This window comes from Streptomyces sp. NPDC127595, from assembly GCF_042671685.1.
Lineage (GTDB): Bacteria > Actinomycetota > Actinomycetes > Streptomycetales > Streptomycetaceae > Streptomyces.
This window is the reverse complement of sequence record NZ_JBHXWK010000003.1, coordinates 191,206-213,941: the sequence shown is the minus strand read 5'-3', so window position 1 is coordinate 213,941 and position 22,736 is coordinate 191,206. Positions and strand designations below refer to the sequence as shown.

20 protein-coding genes are annotated in these 22,736 nt (G+C 71.7%); 10 read left to right on the top strand and 10 right to left on the bottom strand.

Annotation, left to right across the window (positions count from 1 at the left end):
* Positions 1-10: 10 nt before the first annotated feature.
* From ACFVKT_RS11960 to ACFVKT_RS11945, 4 genes are all read right to left on the bottom strand, one after another.
* Complete coding sequence (locus tag ACFVKT_RS11960) at positions 11-292, bottom strand: hypothetical protein (RefSeq protein ID WP_385730292.1); 282 nt, start codon at positions 290-292, stop codon at positions 11-13.
* 33 nt (positions 293-325) lie between these two features.
* Complete coding sequence (locus ACFVKT_RS11955) at positions 326-2,839, bottom strand: FtsX-like permease family protein (protein ID WP_385731051.1); 2,514 nt, start codon at positions 2,837-2,839, stop codon at positions 326-328.
* Between the two features lie 238 nt (positions 2,840-3,077).
* Positions 3,078-3,839, bottom strand: coding sequence for an ABC transporter ATP-binding protein (locus ACFVKT_RS11950; RefSeq protein WP_385730290.1), 762 nt, complete (start codon positions 3,837-3,839; stop codon positions 3,078-3,080).
* Positions 3,836-4,012 carry a hypothetical protein gene (locus ACFVKT_RS11945; RefSeq protein WP_385730288.1) on the bottom strand — a complete coding sequence of 59 codons (177 nt, stop codon included), beginning with the start codon at positions 4,010-4,012 and terminating at the stop codon, positions 3,836-3,838. The genes ACFVKT_RS11950 and ACFVKT_RS11945 overlap by 4 nt, the downstream gene beginning before the upstream one ends.
* 237 nt (positions 4,013-4,249) lie before the next feature.
* On the opposite strand from ACFVKT_RS11945, the gene ACFVKT_RS11940 reads away from it, so the two are divergent.
* The 4 genes from ACFVKT_RS11940 (at position 4,250) to ACFVKT_RS11925 (ending at position 8,886) form a co-directional block, all read left to right on the top strand.
* Positions 4,250-5,593 (top strand): sensor histidine kinase, encoded by a 1,344-nt coding sequence (locus tag ACFVKT_RS11940; protein ID WP_385730286.1) that lies wholly within the window; start codon positions 4,250-4,252, stop codon positions 5,591-5,593.
* A 99-nt stretch (positions 5,594-5,692) separates the two neighbouring features.
* Positions 5,693-6,352: a response regulator transcription factor gene (locus ACFVKT_RS11935; protein ID WP_365430196.1), complete on the top strand. Its 660-nt coding sequence runs from the start codon at positions 5,693-5,695 to the stop codon at positions 6,350-6,352.
* 141 nt (positions 6,353-6,493) lie between these two features.
* Positions 6,494-7,735 carry a serine hydrolase domain-containing protein gene (locus ACFVKT_RS11930; protein ID WP_385730284.1) on the top strand — a complete coding sequence of 414 codons (1,242 nt, stop codon included), beginning with the start codon at positions 6,494-6,496 and terminating at the stop codon, positions 7,733-7,735.
* A gap of 164 nt (positions 7,736-7,899) precedes the next feature.
* Positions 7,900-8,886 carry an alpha/beta fold hydrolase gene (locus tag ACFVKT_RS11925; protein ID WP_385731050.1) on the top strand — a complete coding sequence of 329 codons (987 nt, stop codon included), beginning with the start codon at positions 7,900-7,902 and terminating at the stop codon, positions 8,884-8,886.
* Positions 8,887-8,888: 2 nt separating this feature from the next.
* On the opposite strand, the gene ACFVKT_RS11920 is transcribed toward ACFVKT_RS11925, so the two are convergent.
* Positions 8,889-9,836, bottom strand: coding sequence for a TauD/TfdA dioxygenase family protein (locus ACFVKT_RS11920; protein WP_385730282.1), 948 nt, complete (start codon positions 9,834-9,836; stop codon positions 8,889-8,891).
* 234 nt (positions 9,837-10,070) lie between these two features.
* On the opposite strand from ACFVKT_RS11920, the gene ACFVKT_RS11915 reads away from it, so the two are divergent.
* A complete protein-coding gene (locus tag ACFVKT_RS11915; RefSeq protein WP_385730279.1) occupies positions 10,071-10,736 on the top strand; it encodes an SDR family NAD(P)-dependent oxidoreductase in 666 nt (221 codons plus the stop codon).
* 42 nt (positions 10,737-10,778) lie between these two features.
* Here the strand turns inward: ACFVKT_RS11915 and ACFVKT_RS11910 are convergent, their stop codons facing one another.
* From ACFVKT_RS11910 to ACFVKT_RS11895, 4 genes are all read right to left on the bottom strand, one after another.
* A complete protein-coding gene (locus ACFVKT_RS11910) occupies positions 10,779-11,117 on the bottom strand; it encodes a MerR family transcriptional regulator (protein ID WP_385730277.1) in 339 nt (112 codons plus the stop codon).
* A gap of 552 nt (positions 11,118-11,669) precedes the next feature.
* Positions 11,670-11,999, bottom strand: coding sequence for an SCO5918 family protein (locus ACFVKT_RS11905; protein WP_385730275.1), 330 nt, complete (start codon positions 11,997-11,999; stop codon positions 11,670-11,672).
* Positions 12,000-12,083: 84 nt separating this feature from the next.
* Positions 12,084-13,604 (bottom strand): DEAD/DEAH box helicase, encoded by a 1,521-nt coding sequence (locus ACFVKT_RS11900; protein ID WP_385730273.1) that lies wholly within the window; start codon positions 13,602-13,604, stop codon positions 12,084-12,086.
* A gap of 306 nt (positions 13,605-13,910) precedes the next feature.
* Positions 13,911-14,114, bottom strand: a complete 204-nt coding sequence (locus tag ACFVKT_RS11895; RefSeq protein WP_055611897.1) for a cold-shock protein — start codon at positions 14,112-14,114, stop codon at positions 13,911-13,913.
* Positions 14,115-14,567: 453 nt separating this feature from the next.
* On the opposite strand from ACFVKT_RS11895, the gene ACFVKT_RS11890 reads away from it, so the two are divergent.
* Positions 14,568-15,902, top strand: a complete 1,335-nt coding sequence (locus ACFVKT_RS11890) for a hemolysin family protein (RefSeq protein ID WP_385730271.1) — start codon at positions 14,568-14,570, stop codon at positions 15,900-15,902.
* A complete protein-coding gene (locus ACFVKT_RS11885) occupies positions 15,899-16,924 on the top strand; it encodes a hemolysin family protein (RefSeq protein ID WP_385730269.1) in 1,026 nt (341 codons plus the stop codon). The genes ACFVKT_RS11890 and ACFVKT_RS11885 overlap by 4 nt, the downstream gene beginning before the upstream one ends.
* A gap of 36 nt (positions 16,925-16,960) precedes the next feature.
* Here ACFVKT_RS11885 and ACFVKT_RS11880 read toward each other — a convergent pair whose 3' ends face one another.
* The gene (locus tag ACFVKT_RS11880) at positions 16,961-18,889 is read right to left on the bottom strand and encodes a YncE family protein (protein ID WP_385730267.1); all 1,929 of its coding nucleotides are present in this window, start codon (positions 18,887-18,889) and stop codon (positions 16,961-16,963) included.
* Between the two features lie 319 nt (positions 18,890-19,208).
* On the opposite strand from ACFVKT_RS11880, the gene ACFVKT_RS11875 reads away from it, so the two are divergent.
* The 3 genes from ACFVKT_RS11875 (at position 19,209) to ACFVKT_RS11865 (ending at position 22,615) form a co-directional block, all read left to right on the top strand.
* Positions 19,209-19,709: a hypothetical protein gene (locus tag ACFVKT_RS11875; RefSeq protein WP_385730265.1), complete on the top strand. Its 501-nt coding sequence runs from the start codon at positions 19,209-19,211 to the stop codon at positions 19,707-19,709.
* Positions 19,710-19,898: 189 nt separating this feature from the next.
* On the top strand, positions 19,899-21,224 hold the full coding sequence (locus ACFVKT_RS11870) for an acyltransferase (RefSeq protein WP_385730263.1): 1,326 nt from the start codon (positions 19,899-19,901) through the stop codon (positions 21,222-21,224).
* A 371-nt stretch (positions 21,225-21,595) separates the two neighbouring features.
* Positions 21,596-22,615 (top strand): acyl-CoA desaturase, encoded by a 1,020-nt coding sequence (locus ACFVKT_RS11865; protein WP_385730261.1) that lies wholly within the window; start codon positions 21,596-21,598, stop codon positions 22,613-22,615.
* Positions 22,616-22,736 lie beyond the last annotated feature (121 nt).

Sequence of the window (22,736 nt, the reverse complement as noted above, 5' to 3'; positions counted from 1 at the left end):
GCGCCGTACCTCACGCGGACAGGTCGCCCGCCCGGGTGTGCCACTCGCGGGGACCGGCGGTCCCTCCGCGCCGGGCGTCCCGGGCGGTCGCGTAGCGGGGGAAGCGCTCCTGGACGGCGCCGGCCCGGAACAGCAGGCTTATGCCCGGCCGGGTGTGGACGACGCGCGTCCACCCGAACCGCTCGTGGCAGTCCTCCCACGCCGTGCACAGCGGGGCCAGTGCGCTGCCTTCCATGAACGTGACGTCGCTCAGGCCGACGACGGACCGATGGTTCGGGGGCGGAAGCCGCACGTGAGGCGGCACCGCGGAGCTGTCCCCGCCCGCTCAGCCACGGGCGAGCGCGTGCACCGGTGGGGTGCGCAGGGCCTGGCGGGTGGGCAGTTCGACGGTGAGGAAGGCGATCGCGGCGACCACCGCCGCGATGGCCGGCAGCAGCCAGCCGGGTCCCGCGGGCCAGGGGCGGCCGAGGAAGCTCAGGGAGAGCAGCGCGAGCGGGACGGCGGACAGCAGCGGTCCCGTGAGGAGCGCGAGAGCGGTGATCAGGGCCGCCTCGCGGCGCATCATCGCGCGGACCTGGGCGGGCGTGGCACCGATCATCTGGAGCGTGGCGAGCTCGGTGCGGCGGGCCGCGGTACCGGCGACGAGCTTGTTGGCGATGCCGAGCAGGAGATAGCCGAGGAGTACGGCGAGTACGGCGATGTTGATCCACAGTTCGGGCGCGATGCCGCCCACTCCGCCCGGCTCGGCGTTGTCCGCCAGGGCCAGCCCCGGTCGGGACGCGGCGAGTCGGGCGATGTTCCGCTGGGCGGTGCCGGTGCCGTCCGTGCGGATCAGGACGGACTGGTCGAGGCCCGCCGTGGTGTGACCGACGGCCAGGTCGCGGGAGAGCACGACGGATCCGAAACCGAGCCCGCGGGCGTACGTCGCCACGACACGGGCGGTCACCGGGGTGCCGTCGCCGAGGATCAGCTTGACCCGTGCGCCCACCTGCGCGTCGCGCGACTTGGCGAGGTCCGTCCCGACGGCGATGGTGGCGCCGCTGAGCCCCGCCAGGCTGCCGGTCCGCACGTCGAGGTCGAGGACGCCCGAGGCGGCCGGCGTCAGCACCAGCGCGGCACCGCTCTCTATCGCGTCGTCGCCCGCCATCTTGTACGGCCACAGCGCGGTGGTCGTGGTGACGGGAGCGGCGGCGCGGACGCCCGGCGTGCGCCGTACGGCGGTGAGCGTGTCGTCGGGGACGCCGCCGAGTCCGGGGGCGGTCAGGCTGAGCTGGGCCCGCGTCCCGTCGTGGACGTCCTTGTGCGTGGCGGCGATCACGGTGGTCTGGGTGAGCGTGTAGGTGAGGGTGAAGACCACGGCCATCGCGAGGGTGCTGATGGCTCCGGCGGCGCGCAGCGCGTACCCGTGGCTGTTCGACACGGCCAGCCAGGTCGGCGCCGCCGTCTTCGCCGACAGCCTGCCCGCCAGTCTCCGGGTGACCCCGCCGACCAGCGAAGGGCCGGCCAGCGCCAGACCGATCGCCGCGAGGATTCCGGCCAGCGCGGTGGCCGCCGCTCCGGCCTGCGAACGGATCACCAGCGGCGCGACCGACCCCGCGGTCGCGAGGAGGATCAGCGCGAATCCGCAGCGGGCACGCGCCTTCGAGGGCGTACGGGGTTCGCTGCGCGACTCCGCGACCGCCTCGGTGGCCGGCATGCGCGACGTACGCCACGCCGCGCAGCGGGCGGCGATGCTCACGACGCCGGTCAGGAGGACCACGGCCGTGACCGCGGGGACCGGGCCGAGCGTCAGCGGCAGGGTGCCCGGGAGCATGCCGGTGGAGACCAGGAGCTCGCGGAAGCGCTCGGCGAGGAGGTAACCGAGGCCCACACCCGGGAGGGCCGCGACGACCGCGATGATCGCTGCCTGGGAGGCGGCGAGCCGGCGGATCTGCCGGGGCGTCGCGCCCACCGCCCGCATCAGGGCGAGTTCGCGGCGCTGGGCCGCGATCGACACGGACAGCGCGCCGCCCACGATGAAGCCGACGACCAGCAGGGTGATGCCGGCCAGCGAGGCCGCGAGGGCGGGGAGGAGGGAGCGGGCGGCGGTGGCGTCGGGGGACTCGACATCGCCCCGGGCGGTTCCGGTGGAGACGGTGAGACCGCTCTGCCCGACGGCCTGGCGGACCTCGGCCGCGACCTTGTCGGCGGCGCCCTCCTCGGCTCGTACGGCGATCAGGTCGACGCCCTTGGAGCCGGTCAGCTTCGCCGCCGTGGCGTCGGCGAAGTAGATACCGGTCACCGGGGTGTCGACCACCGCGGAGACCCGGTAGGTGGCGGAGTGCCCGGCGGCGATCACGGTGACCCGGCCGCCTGGCCGTGCGCCCGCCGCCGTGGCCGTGCCCTTGTCCAGGGCCACACTGAGCGGACCGGCCGGTGCCGTGCCGTCGACCCGCACGTCGGGCAGCAGGGCGGTCGAGGACCAGCCGTGGCCTCCGGCACGGGGATCGTCCGCCGGTACGGCCTTGCCCCGGCCGTCGACGACGGCTGCGGGGAAACTCAGATCCCCCACCGCGCCTGCCACACCGGGCAGTTCGGCCAGCCGGCCCGCGAGGCCGACGGGCACCCTGGCCCGCTCCGGCAGGCTGATCGGCAGGTCCCCGGCCGGGTGGAAGGTCTGGCTCGCGGAGACGACGACATCGGCGCCGCCGAGCCGCTCCACCGGCGCGTGCGAACGCAGCCCCGACTCGGCGAGTACACCGATGCCGGTGACCATCGCCGCGCCGCCGAGGGTCGCGCAGGTGACCGCAAGGAGCGCGGCGATCCTGCGGCGGCCCATGTGCCAGGCGAGGTACAGCATGGGCGCTGACAGGGACTTCGAGGCGGGCGCGGCCGCGGGTGCCGGCATGGATTTCGACGTGGACGCGACCGCGGGCGCTGACGGGGACTCCGGCTCGGGCTCGGGCGCTGACGGGGACTCCGGCTCGGGCGCGATTGTGGGCGCTGACAGGGACTCCGGCTCGGGCGCGACTGTGGGTGCTGAAACCGACTTCGACTCGGGCTCCGGCGTGCGTGCTGACGTGTGCTTGGGCATGTGACTACTCCGTCTCCAGGTTGGTGACGCAGGTGGCCAGTTCGGCGGCGGTGGGCGCCTTGAACGTGTCGACGACCCGCCCGTCGGCCATGACCATCGCCAGGTCCGCGTGCGCGGCGGCGGCCGGGTCGTGGGTGACCATCACGACGGTCTGGCCGAGGCCGTCCACCAGGTCGCGCAGCAGGCCGAGCACCTCGCGGGCGGTCCGCAGATCCAGCGCGCCGGTCGGCTCGTCGGCGAACACGACAGCGGGCCTGGCCGCCAACGCCCTTGCGATAGCGGCCCGTTGCTGCTGACCGCCGGACAGCTCGGCGGGGCGGTGCGCGAGCCGTCCGGTCATTCCGACGCGCTCGACCAGGCCGGCCACCCACTCCCGGTCCGGCCGCCGGCCGGCCAGCCGCAGCGGCAGCATGATGTTGTCCTCGATGCTCAGCGAGGGCACCAGGTTGTAGGCCTGGAAGATGAACCCGACGCTCCTCCTGCGGAGTTCGGTGCGGCGCGTCTCGTTCAGCCCGCCGATCTCCGTGCCGTCGATGAAGGCCTGTCCGCCGGTCGGCGAGTCCAGCCCGGCGGCGCAGTGCATCAGCGTGCTCTTGCCGGAGCCGGAGGGTCCCATCACGGCCAGGAAGGTGCCGCGTTCCACGGTGAGGGAGACGTCGTCGAGCGCGCGCACCCCGCCGGCGTAGGTCTTGGTGACGCCGGCCAGTTCGACGGCGGGCGCGTGTCCTGTCCCGTGTGCTGTACCGAGTCCTGTCCTGTTCCTCATGACCGGCCTCCGGCGGACACGCGGTGGTGGACGACGAGCGCGACGGCGCACGCCAGGGTGACGACGCCGAGGCCGATCCCGACGTACACGCTGAATCCGCCGACGGACGAGGTCACCATGTTGGCGACGGCACCGAGCAGCAGCAGCGTCCACAGCAGGGGACGTACGGGCACGGGGTGCTCCTTGTAGGAAGGGTTCGCGGGGTTCGCGGGAATCGCAGGGGCCGCGGGGTTCGCGGGATTCGTATGGTTCGTAAGGGTGTTGGGCACACCACGAAGCTACGAACGATCACCGTCGCGATCGATCCGGCCAGCGAGACAACTGAGGTACAGCAGGCTGTACTTGGCGTCGTGAGGGTGATGGGGGCGGGCATCGCGCAGTGCCCTATGGTCACCGCCAAGGAGGTGCGGATGCCTAGGCGAGATGCCACCGACGTCATACCGGCCCACGACCCGACACGGGCCGACGACCACGCACGTGCCGACGACCCGGCACCGGCCACCGGTCCGGGGCCGACCCGCCCGTGGGACGCGTTCGCCCGCGCGCGGACCGCGCTGGACGCCTTCGAGCACCTCGTCGGCGGGTTGGGCACCGCCGTCCTGGCGCTGATCATGCTGGTGTGGGTGGCGGCGACCGCGGCCGCGTGCCTGGTCGGGGTGGGTTTCCTCCTGGTGCCCACCACGTTGCGCGGGGTGCGGGCCGTCGCCGACCGGGAACGTACCCGGCTGTCGCAGTGGGGCCCCGAGGTCATCGGCCGGGAACCCGGCACGGGACCGACCCGGCTGCGGGACGCCTTCGCGGACCGCTCCACCCGGCGGGAGCTGCGCTGGCTGGTGAGCCACGCCTTCCTCGGTCTGCTGCTCGGCATGATCGGGCTTACGCTGCCGCTGACCGCGGCGACCAACGCCACGTTCCCGCTGTGGTGGCGGTTCGTGCCGGCGGGCGAGGCGACCGACTCCCTCGGCCTGATCACCGTGAACGACTGGCCGAGCGCCTTCGCGGTCAGCCTGCTGGGCCTGGGCTGGGTCGCCGTCGCCGTGGGCCTCGAACCGGGCCTGGCCTGGCTCCAGGCATGGCCGGGACGGCGGCTGCTCACACCCGACCCCGGTACCGATCTCGCCCTGCGCGTCGCCCAGTTGACCGCGACCCGGGCCGCCGCCCTGGACGCTCACGCCACCGAACTGCGCCGCATCGAGCGGTCGTTGCACGACGGCACCCAGAACCGCATGGTCGCCGTCACCGTCCTGCTCGGCGCGGCCCGCCGTGCCGTGGAGCGCGATCCGTCCGCCGCCGACGCCATGCTGGAACAGGCGCAGGGCGCGGCCGAGCAGGCCCTCGCCGAACTGCGCGCGGTGGTACGGAGCATCCTGCCGCCGGTCCTGACCGACCGGAGCCTGACCGACGCGCTCAGCGGCCTCGCCGCCGGCTGCCCGGTGCCCTGCCGGGTCGACGCCGACGTGCCCGAACGGTTCGCCGCCTCGGTCGAGGCGACCGCCTACTTCGTCGTCGCCGAGGCGCTCACCAACATCGCCAAACACAGCGGGGCGCGGCAGGCCACCGTCGTGGTCCGCCGCCGCGAGGACCGGCTGTGGCTGCGGATCAGCGACGACGGGCGGGGAGGGGCGGACGAGGTGAGCGGTTCCGGTCTGGTCGGCATCCGCCGTCGTACGGAAGCACTCGACGGAACCTTCGCCCTGGCCAGCCCGGTCGGCGGCCCCACCACGCTGGAAGTGAGCCTGCCGTGCGGACTGTGACCGCCGAGCCGGAAGTGAACCGGATGTGCGGACATTGAGCCGAACCGGAAGTGAGCCCGTTGTGCCGCCTGTGACCGTCGACCTGGAAGAGAGCCCACCGTGCGGATTGTGATCGCCGAGGACGACCCGTTGCTGCGTGAGGGGCTCGCGCTGCTGCTGCGCGCGGAGTCGCTGGACGTGGTGGCCACCGCCGGTACGCCGGACGACTTCCTGGCGGCCGTCGAGAAACACGAACCCGACGTCGCCATCGTCGACGTACGGATGCCGCCGACGCACACCGACGAGGGGATCGTCGCGGCGGTGAAGGCCAGGCGCGGTCAGCCGGGTCTGGCCGTGCTCGTGCTCTCCGCCTATGTCGAGCAGGCCTTCGCCACCGACCTGCTCGCCGAGGGCAGCGCCCGGCTCGGCTACCTGCTCAAGGAACGGGTCGGCCGGGTCCAGGAGTTCCTGGAGGCGCTGCACCGCGTCGCGGACGGCGGCACCGCCATCGACCCCGAGGTCGTCGCCCAGCTCTTCGCCCGCACCCGCCCCGACACCCGGCTGAACCGTCTCAGCCCCCGCGAACACGACGTCCTGGCGCTGATGGCCGAAGGCCTGGGCAACACCGCCATCGCCGAACGCCTCGTCGTCACCGAGGGCGCCGTCCACAAGCACATCCGCAGCATCTTCGCCAAGCTCAACCTGGCCCCCACCGACCGCACGGACCGCCGCGTGGCCGCCGTACTGCACTACCTGGACGACGCGCACCGCCGGTCCTGACCGCCGCCACTGAGGGCAGCCGGTCCGCGGACGGTAGGGCCTTCCCGACTGTCGCTGTGCAGTACGCGGGATCGCTGTGCGGTCCTGTCCGGGCCAGCCTGGAGGACGTCAACAAGAGCCGTCCATCAGGGAGTTGCTCCAATGTTCCAGTCCCGCACCCAGCTGTCCCGCACCCAGCGGTCGCGCACCCAGTGGTCGCGCACCCAGCGGTCCCGTGCCCGCCGTCGGCACGCCCTCGTCGTGTCGGCCCTCGCCGCGCTGACCGGTCTCGTAGTGACCACCGCGCCCTCCGCGAGCGCCGAACACGGCACCGGCACCGGCACCGGCACCGGCACCGCGAAGAGCAGCGCCGTCGTCCGGAAGGGCCTCGACGGCCTCGTCCGCGACGACGGTTTCCCCGCCGCGCTGGCCTCCGTACGCGACAGTGACGGCCGCACCACCAACTACACGGCCGGGGTGGGCGACCTGCGGACCGGATCCAAGGTCCCCGTCGACGGTCAGGTCCGGATCGCCAGCGCGACCAAGATGTTCACCTCGACGGTCGTCCTGCAACTGGCCGGCGAGGGCAAGGTCGGCCTGGACGCGCCGATCGAGACGTATCTGCCGGGCCTGGTCCGGGGCGACGGCATCGACGGCCGGGTCATCACCGTCCGCCAGCTGCTCCAGCACACCAGCGGGCTCCCCAACTACACCGCGGGCATGGGGGAGTTCTCGCAGTGGCGGCACACCTACGTCGAGGCGCGGGACCTGCTCGACATGGCGCTGAAGGAGAAGGCGTCCTTCGCTCCCGGTGACGGCTGGGAGTACAGCAACACCAACTACGTCGTCGCCGGACTGATCGTGCAGAAGGTCACCGGGCGCCCGGTCGGCGAGGAGATCACCCACCGGGTCATCGAGCGCGCGGGGCTGCGGCACACGTACTGGCCGGCCACCGGCGACCAGACCATCCGTGAGCCGCACCCCCACGGTTACGCCTCCGACACCCCCGGCGGGCCGGTCGTCGACGCCACCGAGATCGACCCGTCCTGGGCCGGGGCGGCCGGGCAGCTCATCGCCCGCCCGAGCGACATCAACCGCTTCCTCACCGCGCTGATGGACGGCCGGCTGCTGAAGCCGGAGCAGCTCAAGCAGATGCGGACAACGGTCGTGGCCAACGGACTTCCGGCCGGCTGGCGGTACGGGCTCGGGCTCATGGAGATGCCGTTGAGCTGCGGCGGTGTCGTCTGGGGCCACGGCGGCGACTCGGAGGGCTACGAGAACCGCAACGCCGTCACCGAGGACGGCCGTGCGGCCACGGTCGCCGTGACCGCCCTGCCCGCCGACATGGCGTCGGCGGAACACGTCAACGCCGTTCTCGACACGGCTCTCTGCGCCGGCGACTGACCGAGCCGTGTTGCCGAAACGGCAACAACACTCGCCGCGGGCCTGCCATGCTCCGCATGATCGAATCGCAGCTGCAGCCGCAGCCGCAGCCGCAGCCGCAGACCGCGCACGGTGCGCGGCGCACCGCACACCGCACACCGCACACCGAGACCCCTGGAGGACTGATGTCGCATCCGGTCATGGACGTAACGCACCGCCTGGTTCCCGCCCCCGCGGGCCGGATCCACCTGGTGGAGCAGGGCACGGGCCCGCTGGTGCTGCTCGTGCACGGCTTCCCGGAGTCCTGGTACTCCTGGCGCCACCAGCTCCCGGCGCTGGCGGCGGCCGGATACCGGGCGGTCGCCATCGACGTCCGGGGCTACGGCCGCTCCTCCAGGCCCGCCGCCACCGAGGCGTACCGCATGCGCGAACTGGTGGAGGACAACGCGGCGGTGGTGCACGCCCTCGGCGAGCGGTCCGCGGTGATCGTCGGCCACGACTGGGGATCGCCCATCGCCGCCAACTCCGCCCTGGTCAGGCCGGATGTCTTCCGCGCGGTGGGGCTGCTGAGCGTCCCGTACGCGCCGCGCGGCGGCCCCCGGCCCACCGAGATCTTCGCGGGCATGGGCGGCGACGAGGAGTTCTACGTCTCCTACTTCCAGCAGGTCGGTCGCGCCGAAGCCGAGATCGAGCCCGACGTACGCGGCTGGCTCGCGCAGTTCTATGCCGGCCTGTCCGCCGACACCATGCCCGAACCCGGCGCACCCGACCTGCACTTCGTCGGCCCGGGCGGGGAACTGCGCGACCGGTTCCCCGCCGGCGGACGGCTGCCCGGCTGGCTCACCGAGGACGACCTCGACGTCTACGCAGGGGAGTTCGAGCGGACCGGCTTCAGCGGAGCGCTGCACCGCTACCGGAACATGGACCGTGACTGGGAGGAGCTCGCCGACTTCGACGGCGCCCCGGTCACCCAGCCCTCCCTGTTCATCGGCGGCGGCCTGGACGCCTCCACCACCTGGCGGGCAGACGCGATCAAGGCCTACCCCACCACCCTGCCCGGCCTGTTCTCCTCCGACATCCTCGACGGCTGCGGCCACTGGCTCCAGCAGGAACGCCCCGAGGAGACCAACCGGCTCCTCCTCGACTGGCTCGCCGCACTGCCCGCCGCCTGAGGTCACCAGCGGCCCGGCTCCGTCCCCACGATCGGCTCGGAGGGCCTTCCGTCCACGCCGACCGGGATGTCGCCGGTGAGCATGACCCGGTGCATGACGCGCGGGAAGTCGACATGGGCCAGGTCGTTCGGGGCCAGGTGGATGGTGGCGCGGTTGTCCCAGAAGGCCACGCTGCCCGGCTCCCACCGGAAACGGACGGTGTACTCGGGCCGGACCGCCTGCTCAAGCAGCATCTCCAACAGCAGCCGGCTCTCCGCGCGGGACACGTCCTGGATCTGCTCCACGTAGTAGCCGTTGACGAACAGCACCCGCTCCCCCGTCTCCGGGTGCACCCGGACCAGGGGATGAGCCGAGGCGACCTGCCGGTCCAGCAGATGACGTACATACGCGTCGTCGCCCGGCCGCGGCTGGTACCCGACCCCGAGCCGGTGCTCGGCGCGCAGCCCGGCCACGAAGTTCCGCACCGGCTCCGACAGTCCCGCGTACGCCGCCGCCAGATTGGACCACGTGGTGTCACCGCCGTACGGGGGTACGGTCTCGGCGCGCAGGATCGTCGCGGCCGGCGGGTCGATCCGGGCACCGTGGTCGCAGTGCCAGCCCCTCAGCAGGGTGTGCCGGCGCCGCTCCAGCCACTCGGCGTGGTCCATGCCGTACCGCCCGCCCAGCTCCAGCCGGTCGGCCGTCGTCTCCACCTGAGGGAACTCCGCCGGCGACGCGCTGCCGCGCTTCCCCAGGGTCACCGGCTCACCGAACCGGCGCGCGAAACCGAGGTGCGCCGCGTGGTCCAGCCGCTGGTCCCGGAAGAACACCACCTTCCAGCGCAGCACCGCCGCCCGGATCACCTCGACCACCGCGTCGTCCAGCGCCCCGTCCGCCAGATCGACGCCCGTGATCTCCGCGCCGATCAGCCCCGCGACCGGCTTCACCTGGACACTGTCAGCTGTTGTCATCTGCGCTCCGTTGACCGTGATTTCGATCCTGCTTCCGACCCTGATTCTGTCTCCGTCCAAAGAATCATGGACGCGCAGCAGTACGCGCTGAGCCGGGCGGGGCCCGGCCCCGGACGATTAGGGGGGAACGCTCCTGCCGGGATGCGCACCCGGCCCGCAGTCGGGATGCTCATTGAAGGCTCCCTCCCGTACAGGAGCCCCGCGTCCGCCCCGTCTCCCAAGGAAGCCTCACTCATGACCACCATCGCCATCATCGGAGCGGGACCCGGACTCGGTGCCGCCGTCGCGCGGCGGTTCGGCCGGGAGGGCCACGACGTCGCCCTCGTCTCGCGCAACCGTGAGCGCGCCGAGGCTCTCGCCGCCGGCCTGGCCGACGCGGGCGTCACAGCGCGCGGCTTCGCCGCCGACGTACGCGATCCGAAAGCCCTCGAAGCGGCGCTGGCCGCGGCGGCCGAGACGCTGGGCCCGATCGAGATCCTGCAGTACAGCCCGATCCCGCACCGGGACTTCATGCGGCCGGTACTGGAGACCGCCCCCGCCGATCTCGTGGGCCCGATCGAGTTCTCCCTGTACGGGGCCGCCACCGCCGTCCGTGAGGTGCTGCCCTCGATGCGGTCGTCGGGGCGCGGCACCATCCTCTTCGTGAACGGGGGTACCGCCGTCGTTCCCCACCCGGACCGGGCCGGCACCTCCATCGCCTTCGCCGCCGAGAGCGCGTACGGCCACCTGCTGCACGACACGCTCGCCGCCGACGGAATTCACGTCGCGCAGCTCGTCATCCCCGGCGCCATCATCCAGGGCCACGACAGAAAGGACCCCGCGGCGCTCGCCGAGACCCTGTGGGGCATCCACCGGGACCGGCACGGGTTCCGGCACTATGCGGACGACCTCGACAGCTGAGGCGTATCGGGCACGGTCCGCGTTCAGGCGCTCGGCGCCCGGTCAGCTGGAACTGTCAGTCGTTTCCTTCGCGGCGCGGCGGTACTCGGCGTTGATGCGCTGAGCCTCCTCGAGCTGGTCCTCGAGGATGACGATGCGGCAGGCGGACTCGACCGGGGTTCCCTTGTCGACCAGCTCGCGGGCGCGGGCGGCGATCCGCAGCTGGTAGCGGGAGTACCGCCGGTGTCCGCCCTCCGAACGGAGCGGAGTGATCAGACGGGCTTCGCCGATGGCCCGGAGGAAACCGGGAGTGGTGCCGAGCATCTCGGCGGCCCGGCCCATCGTGTACGCGGGGTAGTCGTCGTCGTCCAGACGGCCACTGAGCGGAGTATCTGCTGTCATTTCACCTCGATGTGCAACGCGTCGAGGGGCCCTGGTGCCGTACGGCACCAGGGCCCCGAAGGAAATTCAACACCATCGGCCGGGCTTACCGCTGCGCCGACCTTCTGTTTCCGCTGCCCGGCCTGAGAGAAGGACGGGACTGCGAGGATCGCGGATGCGTGACCGGGGACCACCTTCCAATCCAGGGGTCTTGCGGTACCCGGACCGGATACATCTCGGTCCGGGCGATCCAGATGGCGTCTGCTCCTCCGTCCTTCCTCTGGGTCGGTCTGTCTGTTCGTGCCTGCCGGGTCTCGCTCGACCGCGGCTACGAGAGAAACCTTAGCCACGGCGCGGACCAATGTCTACTCTGACAAGAGTAGATTTCGGCGCGCCCGGAAGGTCAATATTCTGATCCTCCGACCGGCGGGAGGCCGATGGGAAGCCGGCCGGAACCCGGCGGGAACGCGATGAGGGCCCTGCCGACGCGCGTCGGCAGGGCCCTCATCGCTGTATCGCTCTACAGCTCGTTGAACTGTTGTGGCGTGTGGCGGGTTTCGCTCCCGCCCGTCCTCAGACTTCCAGCGGAGCCGGGCTGCCGAGCAGCGCCGACGCGTTCTGGAGCGGAGTCAGGGGACGCGGGGCGGGTGCGGCGGGCGCGGCCGCCTCCTGGCCGCCGCGGCAGGTGAAGCCGAGGCGGGCCATGGCCCGGGTGACCTCGCCGCTGGTGAAGTCGCGGCGGTCCTGCCGGGTGATGACCTCGCCGACCTGCTTGGCGGGGTAGTGGCAGCGGCCGATGATCACGGACTCACCCGTGATCGGCTCGGGCTTGACACCCTTCATCGTTTCCAGAACCCCGCTCTTGGTGAGGTCGAACGGGAAGCGGGCGATGACACAGCGCATGATGCCTCACATGGGAGGGGGAGAAAGGGGACGAGCTGCTGACCGGGGCCAGGGCCGGGGTGGTGGAACGGTCCACCCGCGCGGCTAGGCCGCCGGGTTGGCGGCGGGCCGCCGCTGTCCGGTGCGGCCGCGACGGCCGCGGGACGACGAGGACGACGAGGAGGAGCCACCGCGCCGGGCGCGCTCCACGACCGGCGCCTTGATGACGACCGGGATGCCCGAGGGGGCCTGGGCGCCCGTGATGCGGTTCAACTCCGCCTCGCCCGAGCGCACTTGCGTGTTCTGCGGGGTGATGCCGGCGGCGGCCATCAGCCGGGTCATCTCACGGCGCTGGTTGGGCGTGACCAGCGTGACGACGCTGCCGGACTCGCCGGCACGCGCCGTACGGCCGCCGCGGTGCAGGTAGTCCTTGGGGTCGGTGGGCGGATCCACGTTGACGACGAGGTCGAGGTTGTCGACATGGATCCCGCGTGCGGCGACGTTGGTCGCCACCAGAACCGTCACATGCCCGGTCTTGAACTGGTCCAGGGTCCGGGTGCGCTGCGGCTGGGACTTGCCGCCGTGCAGGGCGGCGGCACGGACACCGCTGCTCAGCAGGTGCTCGGTCAGCCGGTCCACCGCGTGCTTGGTGTCCAGGAACATCAGCACCCGGCCCTCGCGGGCCGCGATCTCGGTGGTCGTGCGGTTCTTGTCCGCGCCGTGCACGTGGAGGACGTGGTGCTCCATGGTGGTGACCGCGCCCGCCGACGGGTCGACGGAGTGCACCACCGGGTCGGTCAGGTAGCGCCGGACCAGCAGGTCGACGTTGCGGTCCAGGGTGGCCGAGAAGAGCATCCGCTGGCCCTCGGGACGCACCTGGTCCAGCAGCGCGGTGACCTGCGGCATGAAGCCCATGTCGGCCATCTGGTCGGCCTCGTCGAGGACGGTGATGGCGACCTGGTTCAGCCGGCAGTCGCCACGGTCGATGAGGTCCTTGAGCCGGCCCGGGGTCGCGACGACGACCTCGGCCCCGGTGCGCAGCGCACCGGCCTGCCTGCCGAGCGACATCCCGCCGACCACGGTGGTCAGCCGCAGCCTTACGGCACGGGCGTACGGGGTGAGCGCGTCGGTGACCTGCTGGGCGAGCTCGCGGGTGGGGACGAGGACAAGAGCCAGCGGCTGGCGCGGCTCGGCACGCTGACCGGCCGTACGGGCGAGCAGCGCGAGCCCGAAGGCGAGGGTCTTGCCCGAACCGGTGCGGCCACGGCCCAGGACGTCACGGCCCGCGAGGGAGTTCGGCAGGGTCGCCGCCTGGATCGGGAAGGGCACGCTCATGCCTTCGTGACCGAGCGTGGCCAGCAGCGCCGCCGGCATGTCGAGATCGGCGAACGCCTCGGCGGCGGGGAGAGCGGGTGTGATCGTCTTCGGCAGCGCGAACTCGCCCTGCAGTGCGGCCGGGCGGCGTCCGTAGCTGCCCCCGCGGCTCGGCGCACCGGAGCGGCCGCCGCCCCTGCCGGAGCCGGAACCACCGGAGCTGCCGGAGCCGTATCCACCGGAGCCGGAACCTCCGGAGCGTGTGCGGGCGAAGCGGTCATTCGTGCGGGTACGTGTGCGGTCGCGATTCAATGCGGAACCTTCCTTGATATGGCACGTATCAAGGAATTCCCGCAGCGAATGTGCAGCGCAGAGAATCGCAAGAACGAGCCGAAGACAATGCGAGACCGAAATCGGTCTGCAGTAATTACTCACCGGATGCGGCATCGAATGCGACATCGAATTGGATGGCGCGATCCTGGTGGGGGGACCGGGTATGGCGTGCGAATGCGGACGGTCCCGGCGGATATCAATCCGCTTCAGGAGCTGATCCGAAACGCAGCGAGCTGGGGCCCGCACCCCAAGGTGCGGGCCCCAGCTGCGAAGTATGCGTCAGCGTCAGGCGGGAACGATGTTCTCGGCCGTCGGGCCCTTCTGGCCCTGCGCGATGTCGAAGGTCACCTTCTGGCCCTCCTGCAGCTCGCGGAAGCCCTGGGCGGCAATGTTCGAGTAGTGCGCGAAGACGTCGGCGCCGCCGCCGTCCTGCTCGATGAAGCCGAAGCCCTTTTCCGCGTTGAACCACTTCACGGTACCAGCAGCCATGTCAAAATCTCCTTCGGGGCGGTGCTCGGACTGCACACTGTGCGCAGTCCGTGTCGCCGTGATGATTACCCTCAGGATTTTCTGGGGACCACAACTGCAACTGAGATCGACAGTAGCACGCTGCGACCGGGGATGTGTGATAGGTAAATCTGTTCCGCCGGTCGGCGGAAAAACCCTCATCGTGCGTCGCGTCAAATTCTCACTTCGCTGTCACAGATATTGCCTCCCTCGGGCTCCAGTGTTTCTGTCCGGGTGTCAGCCAGGGGGTCAGCCGGGGTGACGGTTGCCGGCGGAGGCGGGTTGCCGGGCAACTTTGCGATCCCTTTACACTGGACGGGACCTACGACCACGAATACGACCAAGGAGCGACGGTTCCGCGATGGGTGAACCTCCCAGTACCAGCCGTGCCACATCCCGCCCGCCAGGCTCGCGTGAGGGATCGGGGGTGGCACGGTGACCGAGGTCCTGTTGTTGCTGCTCGCCCTGCTGCTCACGCTCGCCTGCGCGCTGTTCGTGGCGGCCGAGTTCTCCCTCACCACCGTCGAGCGCGGTGATCTGGAGCGCGCCGCCGAGGCCGGCGAGCGCGGCGCGGACAGCGCGCTGAAGGCGGTGCGCCGGCTGACCCTCCAGCTTTCCGGGGCGCAGCTCGGCATCACCGTCACCTCGCTGGTCATCGGCATGCTCGCCGAGCCGTCGTTCGCCTCGCTGCTGCGCGGTCCGCTGGAGGCGGTCGGCCTCGGTGGCGCGGCCTCGACCGTCGCGACCCTGCTCGGCGTGGTCATCTCCACCGTCGTGCTGATGGTGGTGGGCGAGCTGGTGCCGAAGAACTGGGCGATCGCGCGTCCGCTGGCCGTCGCGAAGGTGGTGGCCGGCCCGCAGCGCGGGTTCACGGCCGCGTTCGGGCCGTTCATCCACCACCTGAACAACACGGCGAACCGCTTCGTACGCCGAGTCGGTCTCGAACCCGCCGAGGAACTGGCCTCCGCCCGGAGCCCCGAGGAACTGGTCGCGCTCGCCCAGCACTCGGCCGCCGAGGGCGCGCTGGAGGCGGACTCCGCCGAACTCTTCGTCCGCACGCTGCACCTGAGCGAGCTGACCGCGGAGAACGTGATGACCCCGCGGGTGGACGTGCGGGCCCTGGAGGCGCACGCCACGGCCGCCGACGCCGCCGGCCTCACCCACGCCACCGGTCTTTCCCGCTTCCCGGTCTACGCCGGCAGTCTCGACGAGGTCGTCGGCACCGTCCACATCCGTGACGTGCTGGCCCTGGAGCCCGCCGAGCGGGCCGTCACACCGGTCACCGAACTGGCCACCCCCGCGCTCCTGGTGCCCGACAGCCTGCCCGCCGACCGGCTCCTGGAGCGGCTGCGCGCGAGCCGCACCATGGCCGTCGTCATCGACGAGTACGGCGGTACGGCGGGCGTGGCGACGGTGGAGGACATCGTCGAGGAGGTCGTCGGCGAGGTCCGTGACGAGCACGACCCGATCGAGGCCCCCGACCTGCTGCCCGCCACCGCGACCGAGGACGGCCGCGCGGTGTGGGAGGCGGACGGCGGCGTGCGCATCGACGAGCTGACCGGCATGGGACTGACGGCGCCCGAGGGGCCGTACGAGACCGTCGCCGGACTCATCGCCACCCGCCTGGCCCGTATCCCCGCCGAGGGAGACACCGTCGACCTCGACGGCTGGCGGCTGACGGTGCTGGACGTCGAGCACCATCGCGCCGACCGGGTCCGCATCACCGAACCGGCGGCCGCGCCGCAGCAGATCACGGAGGAAGCCCGATGACCGTCGTCCAGCTCGCCATCGGCGCTCTGACCCTGCTGACCAACGCGTTCTTCGTCGGGGCGGAGTTCGCGCTGATCTCGGTGCGCCGCAGCCAGATCGAACCCCGCGCCAAGGAAGGCGACAAGCGGGCCCGGATGACCCTGTGGGGGCTGCGGCACATCTCCGCGATGATGGCCACCGCCCAGCTCGGCATCACCGTCTCCTCGCTGGTGCTCGGCGCGGTCGCCGAGCCCGCGATCGCGCATCTGCTGGAGCCGGCCTTCGAGACGGCGCACATCCCGCACGCCCTGGTGCACCCGATCGCCTTCGTCATCGCGCTGACCGTGGCGACGTATCTGCACATGCTGGTCGGCGAGATGGTCCCGAAGAACATCGCGCTCGCCGCCCCCGTGACTACGGCGCTTTACCTCGGTCCACCCCTTGTGGCCCTCACCCGGGCCCTGAAGCCGGTGATTTTCGGCATCAACGCCTTCGCCAACATGCTGCTGAAGCTGTTGCGGGTGGAGCCGAAGGACGAAGTGGAGTCGGTGTTCACCGACGACCAGCTCGCCCGTATGGTCGTCGACTCCAGCGCGGCCGGACTGCTCACGCCCGGCGACGGCGAGCGGCTGCGTGACGCGCTGGAGCTGGGCACCCGCCCGGTCGGCGAGATCCTGGTGCCGGTGCCGAAGATGCGCACGGTCGACCACACGGTGACCCCGGCGCGGCTGGAACGGGCGGCCGCCGAGGCGGGCTTCTCCCGCTTCCCGGTCACCGGCGAGGACGGCACCCTGCTCGGCTACCTGCACATCAAGGACACCCTGGGCGCCGTCGACCGCGACCGCCCCTTCCCGCCCGCCGCCCTGCACCCCGTCACCCGGGTCCGTATCGACACCCCGCTCGACGACACCCTCACCGCCCTGCGCGCCATGGGCAGCCACCTGGCCGCGGTCACCGGCGAGAAGGGTGCGGTGCTCGGCTTCGTCACGATGGAGGACGTGCTCTCGGAACTGGTCGGCCCGGCCCCGGCCACGCGCGCGTGACCGGAACCGGGCCGGTGGAAAGCCTTGCCCAGAGGGCTAGTTGGAGAAGTACAGGTACTTCCAGGAGCCGTACGTCGTCGAGTTCACGGTGTCGCCGGACGAGCCGTTGATGTACGCCGACCGCATCCGCGCCCGGATGCCGGACTCGCCGGGCGCCTCGAGGCTGACCGCCGACTTGCCGTTCGTGGCGAGGGCGAAGTACTCCGAGCCGGACTTGTACCAGGAGCCCTGGTAGTAGACCTCGAGTTCGAGGCGCTGCATACGGCCCGGGTAGTACGTCATGGTCGTGGTCAGCACCGGGTCGGTGTTCTTGTGGAACCAGTAGTACGCCGTCGAGCCGATCTTGGCCGTCTTGTAGTGCTTGGTGACGGCGGTGGAGAGCTTGACCCGGGCGTACGCCGTGACCTTCACGGTCCTGGGCGCGTAGCGGGCGTCGCCCTTGAAGACCGCGGTGATCTGGGTGTCGCGGGTCATGTCGACCCAGGCGCCGATGTCGCCCTTGGAGTTGACCTTCCCGGTCTTCAGCAGCTTCTTGGGCTTGTCGCTGCCGAAGGGGTCCGCCCAGATCTCGACGGTGCGGTTCTTGTACGTCGAGCCGAGGTGCGCGGTGAAGGCGACGTCGGTGCCGTAGTTGTAGACCTTGCCGTTCTTGTTCAGGCTCAGCGCCGGCTTCGCACGGGAGACGGTGACCTTGTCGGACGCCGTGGCCGAGGTGTGCTCGGCGTCGCCCGCGTAGGTGACCTTGTATGTGACCGTGCCGCCGGCCGGCGGGGTGTCGGTGAAGCTGTACGTGCCGTTCGACTTCACCGTGACGGCGGCCAGCGCCTTGCCGCCCGGGCTGTCCAGGTCGGTACGCGTGACGGCCAGCTTGGCGCCGGCCGGCAGCGGCACGGTCGCCGAGAGCTTGCCGGTGACGGTGAGCTTCTTGGCGCGGGTGGCTGTGGACGGGGCGCTCACCGTGACGGTGGGGACGTTCTTCGTCGGGTCGGTCAGGACCTTGAGCTGGTAGCCGCTGTCCTGGGCCGCGAGCACGAAGATCCGGGAGGAGTCGGGGGCCCAGGCCAGCGCGTTGACGCCGTTCGGGGTGGTGTACGTGCGCAGCGGCTTCGTGGCGTTCGCGCGGTAGACCGCCACGTCGGTGCCGGCGCGCTGGGCGACCAGGCCGTCCGCGGCGACGTCCGCCAGCTGGCCGGTCGTCGGGTAGGAGCCGGCCGCGGTGAACGCGCCGTCCGCGTAGCCGAGCCGGTTGGTGGCGTTGAGCAGCACCTCGGCGGTGCCCGGGACGAGGTCGACGTCGCCGACGTTGTAGGCGTCACTGTGGGCGACCAGCTGCGGCGCGGTCCCGGTGACGTCGAGGACGGCCGTCGAGCGGGTGAACGTGCCGGACCCTGCGACCGCGAGCAGACCGGGCGTGCCGGGGTCGGCGTCGAGGAGACTCCAGCCCGGCAGGGCGGTCGGCGCCTCGGCCGGGAACAGGTCTTTCTGTACCGCGACGGCCGGGTCGGCCAGCGGGTCGACCGAGCCCAGGTTTCCGGACGTCGAGTCGCCGTAGGTGAACCACACCCTGCCGCCGGCGTACGCGAGGTGCTGCGGGCCCGTCTCGGTCCCGATGGGATAGACGGCCTGGATGTCGAGGGTCGCGGTGTCGAGGGCGACGATCTCGTTCCGGCCGTACACGGCCGCGTACAGGGTCTTGCCGTCGTCCGACAGCGCCAGGTCGTGGACGTCGCCGAGGCCGACCGCGAGGTCGACGAGGTTGCCGTTGTAGTCGGTGGCCTGGATCCGTCCGTCGCCCTCGTCACCGACGAAGACCCGCTTGAGGATGGGGTCCACGACGAGTCCGCCGGGGCCGGAGACGATGGCGACGGAGGCCGCCGAGGCCGTGCCGGTCGTGACGACGCTCAGCGCCACCGAACTGAAGAGAACCGCGAGCGCTGTCGCGGTCGAAATGCTGCGCCTGCGCACAGTGATGTACCCCCACAAGAAAACCCGGTGGATGGCCGGGAGACGAGAGCGCCGCGCAACACCCGTACATGACCGCAGAGATGCGGTGACGCGCGGGGCGCGGCTGCTGTCAGCAGCGTATGGCATGCCTGTGACAGATGAGGAGGGAGTTTCCGGTGAACAGATTCAGGCCGGGGCCGGGAGCGTGCCCTCTCCGCATTCCCGGCGACTTCTCGCCGCGGCTAAACCGCGCGGCCGCCTTGCTCGTCTCACAGGCCAACACGTGGGCGGCGTACAGCTGTTCACTCGCAAGGCATCGCGCAACCGCTGGAGGAACCCCATGGCCATGGTCGGCCTGTTCTGGATCACCGAGGACGCCGTGTACGTGGGGGCCGAGCCCGTCGGGACCGCGTCAGGGGTGCGGCTGACGGAAGGCGGGGTCGAGACCCTCGGGGAGGGCAACGGCGCGTTCTGGAGCTGGGAGGAGGTGCAGGGGATCGCGGTCAGCGACCTGGTCGTACGGTCCGCGGGCCGGCGGCTCGTCTCCATGGCCATCGACTCGCTGGTCGTGCTGGTGACCGGCGACGGCGAGTTCCCGCCCGCCTTCACCGTGCACGTGGAAGCGCCCGACGGCACCGTCGCGGTGAGCGCTCTCCCGGCGGTCGCCGGCGGGATCCACCACCAGGTCGAGCGGGAACTGTCGGCCATCGTGCTGGAGCGCCTCGCCGACGGCGGCGCGTCCGTCGGTGGCCTCCTCGCGTGGCGGCGCGAGCAGGCCGACGACAGCACTCCGCGCCGCGAGGAACGCGAGGCGCTGCTGCGCAAGTGGTCGGGGGAGTAGCTCCGGTCTCCCTTCGGGGGCGCGCGCGGTGTGTCCGTGTCCATCCATGCGCCCAAGTTCCCGGAGCAAGCTGAGGGCCCCGCTGAAGTCGTCGTCGCGGTACGCGGATCATGTCGTACCGGGCACGAAACGGTTGCGGCCCGGACTTTCCGCCGCGCTCGCCGCGGCCCTGCGGCAGCATCACGACGCATGAGCAGAGACCGCTACGTCGACTTCCTGCGCGCGTGGGCGATCGTCCTGGTGGTGCTCGGCCACTGGCTGATCACCGCCCTGGTCCGGGGGGCCGGCGGGGAGATCGCCGCCCCGGAGCTCCTGGCGACGATTCCCTGGACCCAGTGGCTGACCCTCGGGTTCCAGGTCATGCCGCTGTTCTTCCTGGCCGGGGGCCACGCGGCGGGCGGCTCCTGGGCGCGGACCCGGGCGGCGGGCGGGACGGCCTCCGGCTGGGTGGGCGGACGGGCGCTGCGGCTGCTGCTGCCGACGGCCGCCTACAGCGCGCTGGTGCTGTCCGCCGTAGGGATCTGCACGGCCGTGGGCGTGGACCGGGACACCCTCGCGCTGGTGGGCTGGGCGATGGCGATGCAGTTCTGGTTCCTTCCGGTGTATCTGCTGCTCAGCGCACTGACGCCGGTGCTGCACGCGGCACACCGCCGCTGGGGGCTCGCGGTCCCCGTCGCCATGGGCGCGGTCGCGCTCGCGGCCGACGTACTGGTGGTGAGCGCCCACACGCCGTACGTCGGACTCCTCAACTACGTGCTCGTGTGGGGCGTCGCCTACCAGCTCGGCTTCTGCTGGCGGGACGGACTGCTGACGACGGGCCGTGGGCTGGCCACGATGGCGGCCGGCGGCGGCCTCGCCTTCGCCGTGTTGATCACGCTCGGGCCGTTCCCCGTCAGCCTCATCCTGGTGACGGGGCAGACCCCCAGCAACACCAATCCGCCGTCGGCCGCGATGCTGGCGTGGGTGGTGGCCCAGACCGGGCTGTGCCTGCTCCTCGCACCGGCCCTGCGCCGGCTCCTTGCCCGCGAGCGGGTCTGGCGGTCGGTGCGCCCCGTGGGCGGCGCCAGTATGACGCTCTACCTGTGGCACATGCTGCCGGTGCTGGTCGCGGCCGCCGCCTTCTACCTGACCGGGCTCGCACCCCAGCCCGAGTACGGCTCTTCGGCCTGGTGGGGGCTGCGGGCGCCGTGGCTGCTGGTGCTCGGCGTGCTCCTGGCCGGTGTGGTGACGGCACTGCGGCCGCTGGAGCGCGGGCTGACCCTGCTGTACGAGCGGACGCGGCCGGACGCCGGCCCGCACCGCCCCTGGCCGCTGTGGCTCGGCCTGGCGGCGAGCACCGCCGCGCTGACCCGCTTCGCCGTGCGGGGGTTCGCGTACGACGGCCGGTTCCCCGTCCTGCCGGCCCTCGGCCTGGCACTGGGCACGGCGCTGGTGATGGCGTCCGGACGGACGGCGGCGCGCCCCGGCACGGGCAGGTCCAAGGCCTCCGGGGACGTGCTGGAAGAAGCCGCCTGACGTCGGCCGCCGGTTGCCGACGGCCGGGGCCCGGCTCCTTTTGGGCACCCAGGAGTACGGTGGAGTGGCGAGGACCGTTTGTGCGCCGGTGCTCAGGCCGGTGTCGGCCTCGCGGTTCTCCCGCGTCGACCACACCGGGTGCTTCGCGCTCGGGGCGGCTTCCGCCGCCCTATGACCGCCGAAGCCCTGCCCTCCCCTCCCTTCCCTCCCCGACCGGCGTGGCTCTGCCGGCTCTTCGCCTGTGACGAAGGACCGGCCCCCAGCCCCCCGGCCGTCGCACATCGCCTGTCCGTTCATGTCCGTTCATGTCCGTTCACCGGAGCAGCCCGTGACCCCGGCCGCGCCACTCGCACCGAGGTCAAGGAGTTCCGATGTCGCTCAGTTCCACCACGTCGAACGCTGCCCTGCCGGTCCAGAAACAGGACCCGGGTCAGGAACACGAACAGGAATTCGTGTACGACGGTCAGGCACCCTTCCCCGACGAACCTCCGGCACCGCCCCGCGGCGGGGGCGAGCGGATGTACGTCAGCGTGACCGCGGCGATCGTCGTCCTGCCGTTGGTGGCCATCGGCCTCGCCGGCTGGCTGCTGTGGGGCAGACTCATCCACCCCGTCGACATCGTCCTCGCGGTGGTCTTCTACACGGTCACCTGTCTTGGCGTCACCGTCGGCTTCCACCGCGGCCTCACCCACAGCGGCTACCGGGCCGTCCGCCCGCTGCGCATCGCGCTCGCGATAGCCGGTTCGATGAGCTTCCAGGGTGACGTCATCGGCTGGGTCGCCACCCACCGTCGCCACCACGCCTTCACCGACCGGCCCGGCGACCCGCACTCCCCGTACCGTTACGGCACCCACCTGTCCGGCCAGTTGCGCGGACTGCTGCACGCGCATGTCGGCTGGCTGTTCCGCAACGACCAGACACCGCCTGAGCGGTACGCCCCCGACCTGCTGGCCGACCGCGACATCCAGGCCGTCTCCCGCGCCTTCCCGCTGCTGTGCCTCCTCACCCTCGCCCTGCCGTTCGGCCTTGGCTGGGCCATCGGCGGCAGCTGGCTGTACGGCGTAACGGCCTTGCTGTGGGCGGGACTTGTCCGCATCGCGCTGCTCCACCACGTCACCTGGAGCGTCAACTCGCTGTGCCACATGATCGGTGAACGCCCGTTCCGCACCAGGCGCCACGACCGCGCCACCAACCTGTGGCCGCTGGCTCTGCTCTCGTTCGGTGAGAGCTGGCACAACCTCCACCACGCCGACCCCACCAGCGCCCGGCACGGCGTCGACCGTGGTCAGATCGACCTCTCGGCAGAGGTCATCCGCCTCTTCGAACGCCTCGGCTGGGTGCACGACGTGCGCTGGCCGGCGCCGGACCGCGTCGCCGCCCGCCGGGTGTGACCACCCGGTCCCACCCATCGTCGTACGGGAGTCCGTCGTCGTACGGGAGCCAACTTCCGTACGGGAGTCCGTCGTCGTACGGGAGCCAACTTCCGTACGGAAGTCCCTAGCCGTACGGAAG